Origin of the sequence: Methanobrevibacter filiformis, from assembly GCF_001639265.1 — an archaeon.
GTDB classification, from domain to species: domain Archaea; phylum Methanobacteriota; class Methanobacteria; order Methanobacteriales; family Methanobacteriaceae; genus Methanacia; species Methanacia filiformis.
On sequence record NZ_LWMT01000109.1, the window covers coordinates 1 to 2,856 of the forward strand.

1 protein-coding gene is annotated in these 2,856 nt (G+C 23.1%); it reads left to right on the forward strand.

Annotated elements, in window-relative coordinates:
* Positions 1–422: 422 nt before the first annotated feature.
* On the forward strand, positions 423–2,856 hold a 2,434-nt coding region (locus MBFIL_RS11230; RefSeq protein ID WP_245637448.1), incomplete at its 3' end, for a CDP-glycerol glycerophosphotransferase family protein.

Genomic DNA, 2,856 nt, shown 5'->3' on the forward strand with positions numbered 1-2,856 from the left:
AAACACATTAAAAAAGTTTAAAACTAAAACACAAAAAATAGACTAAAAAACTAAAACAAAAACTAAAAAACATCTAAAACCATATCCAACAATCATAAACCTTTATTTTAATTATGGATAATCTCCTTTAAAATTAATAATATAAATCGTATATTAATTGAGTTCATATTAAAAATGTGTGTTATTTTTTAGGAACATGTTCTGTTTTATTAATTGATTTTTATTTTTATTCAGGAAATGCTAAAATTTCTTAATTTCAGTAAATAATCTTAAATCATTAAAATGAGAACAAAAATAGTAGTTTTTTTTAAAATTAATTAATATTTTTTATATTTTATTAGCTTAACATTATATTTTATTGGATTATACTCATTCTTATGAAGTTATTAATTTTTAATAAATTGGGGAGGGTTAATTTGAATGTGTTAGATAAATCACGCATGGATAAATTGATAAAATTAAATAAAAGGTATGAAAAATTATATAAGTCTAATATACATTTTCGTAGATCAACAGATTATACAAAATATTTTAAACAAGAATCTCTGGAGGATTCTATAATTTTTTATGAGACATTTCATGGAAAAAGCATGACTGATAATCCATTTGCACTTTTTCTAGAAATCGTTTCTCGTGATAAAAAAAATAGATTCACACATGTTTGGGCGATAAATCATGAAATAACTACTGATCCTCAAATACAGCGATTTAAGAATATGAAAAATTTGAAATTTGTTAAAGTTCATTCAGAAGATTATTTTATTTACCTTTCAAAAGCAAAGTATTTAATTAATAACACATCATTTTCACCTTATTTCATGCGAAAAGAAGGGCAGATTTATATTAATACATGGCATGGAACACCTTTAAAAACATTAGGTAAAGATATGAAAGGACCTATCGCTCAACATAAAAACTTACAGAGAAATTTTTTACAGTCTACACATATTCTTTCACCTAACTCCTTTACAACTGAAAAACTCATAGATTCTCATGATTTAAATGGTATATGGGATGGATTAGTTGTTGAAGAAGGATATCCTCGTGTAGATTTGATTATAAATACAAATAAAGAAGAATATTTAACTAAAGTTTTATCTAAAGTTTTATCTGAAACAGTTAATTTAGAAAGTAAAAAAATTGTTCTTTATGCTCCAACTTGGCGAGGGAATGTTGGAAATTTGAAAAATAATAGTAATGATCTTTTTGATACAATATCTTTAATACAAGAAACCTTACCAGAGGATTATAATTTACTATTAAAAGTCCATCCTTTAATGTATAAACACATACTTAAAGATAAACGTTTTTCAGACATCTGTGTTCCAGATTATTTGGATGTTTCTGAGGTTTTAGCTGTAACAGATGTTTTAATCACTGATTACTCAAGTATTTTAATAGATTATTTCGTGACTAATAAACCAATTATTTTATACCAATATGATCAAGATGAGTATTTAGATAGAAGAGGATTATATATTGATTTTGATGAGCTTAATATCCCTATTACAAAATCATCTGAAGATTTAACTAAAATTTTACTAAATATAAATTCATTAGCTGCGAATTATAATGGAAAAGAGAAATTTATATCACTTCAAAATGGGAATTGTTCTAGTAAAGTGGTTGATGCCATTTTTGAAAATAAAACAGGGTTTAATCTTAGAAAATTTAAAAACAATAAAAAGAACTCATTATTTATTTTAGAAAATTTTTCTAACAAAGATTTTTATGTAAAAAAAGATGTTATTAACTTTCAGGATTTTGATGAGCTGAATGTTATTGTTTTAACTAAGGATAAATTTAATAAGGATGAATCTAAAAAGCTTTCACAACTTGATTCTCGTGTTAAAATATTCTACAGAGTAGGAATAACAAATGTAGATAAAAATGAATGGATTCAATATAGATATATCTTAAATAATCCTAAATATCAAGGATTAATTAATATAGCTAATTCTATTTTTTCACGTGAGCTTGATAGATTAATTCCACAGAAATATATATCAATTACCAATTTGACTTCACTAAATAATTGGTGGGTATTGTTATCATATTATGCTCAATATAATAAAACTGAAAAGTCAATATATCTTCCATTTGATTATGTGGTTAATGAATTAAATGGAAAAATAGATAAGGAAACTAAGAAACTAATAGAAAAACATGATATGATATTTTCAAACCATCCTTTAGTAAAAGAGGTTTTTCCTAATAACTCAGAATCTATAATAATTAATTGCTATGAAACTAAAATGAAAAAGATGAAAAAAATACAAATTGAAAATGAGAAATACTTTATTATCCAAAATGATGAATATTATTCCAGAACTAATATGTTTTTAATTAATGAGAAAATATTTTCAAAAGAAAAAGTATTTTTATTTTTAATAGATGATGACAAAAAATCTAGTTTAAGTAGCAAATGGGTTTATTTTTTAGAAAAAATATATGATGAAAAATTTGCTTATATTTTTTATGCAACTGAGGAACTTCAAAATTTAATAAAAAGTACTGATGAGTTTGAAAATATTACTTTCATTCCAAAAAACACAGTAAAAAGTGTGTTTTTCCTTTTTAGTTATGTAGATTTTATTATTAACTTCAATGATTTCTTTAAAGATTTTAAATTTCTTAAAATATTGAATAATCTTTCAGAAAACAACATATTATTTAATTATGATACTTTGGGATTAATAAAAAAGTATTTTCCTTATAATAATACATATTGTCATGACAACTTAATTTTAAAATATTTATATATGATGATATTCATATTATACTATATGAAACAGAGAAGAGTAGAGCTTGATGATGAGGAGGATGTTTGTTTAAAAAAGATGGTTAAAAAAGAAA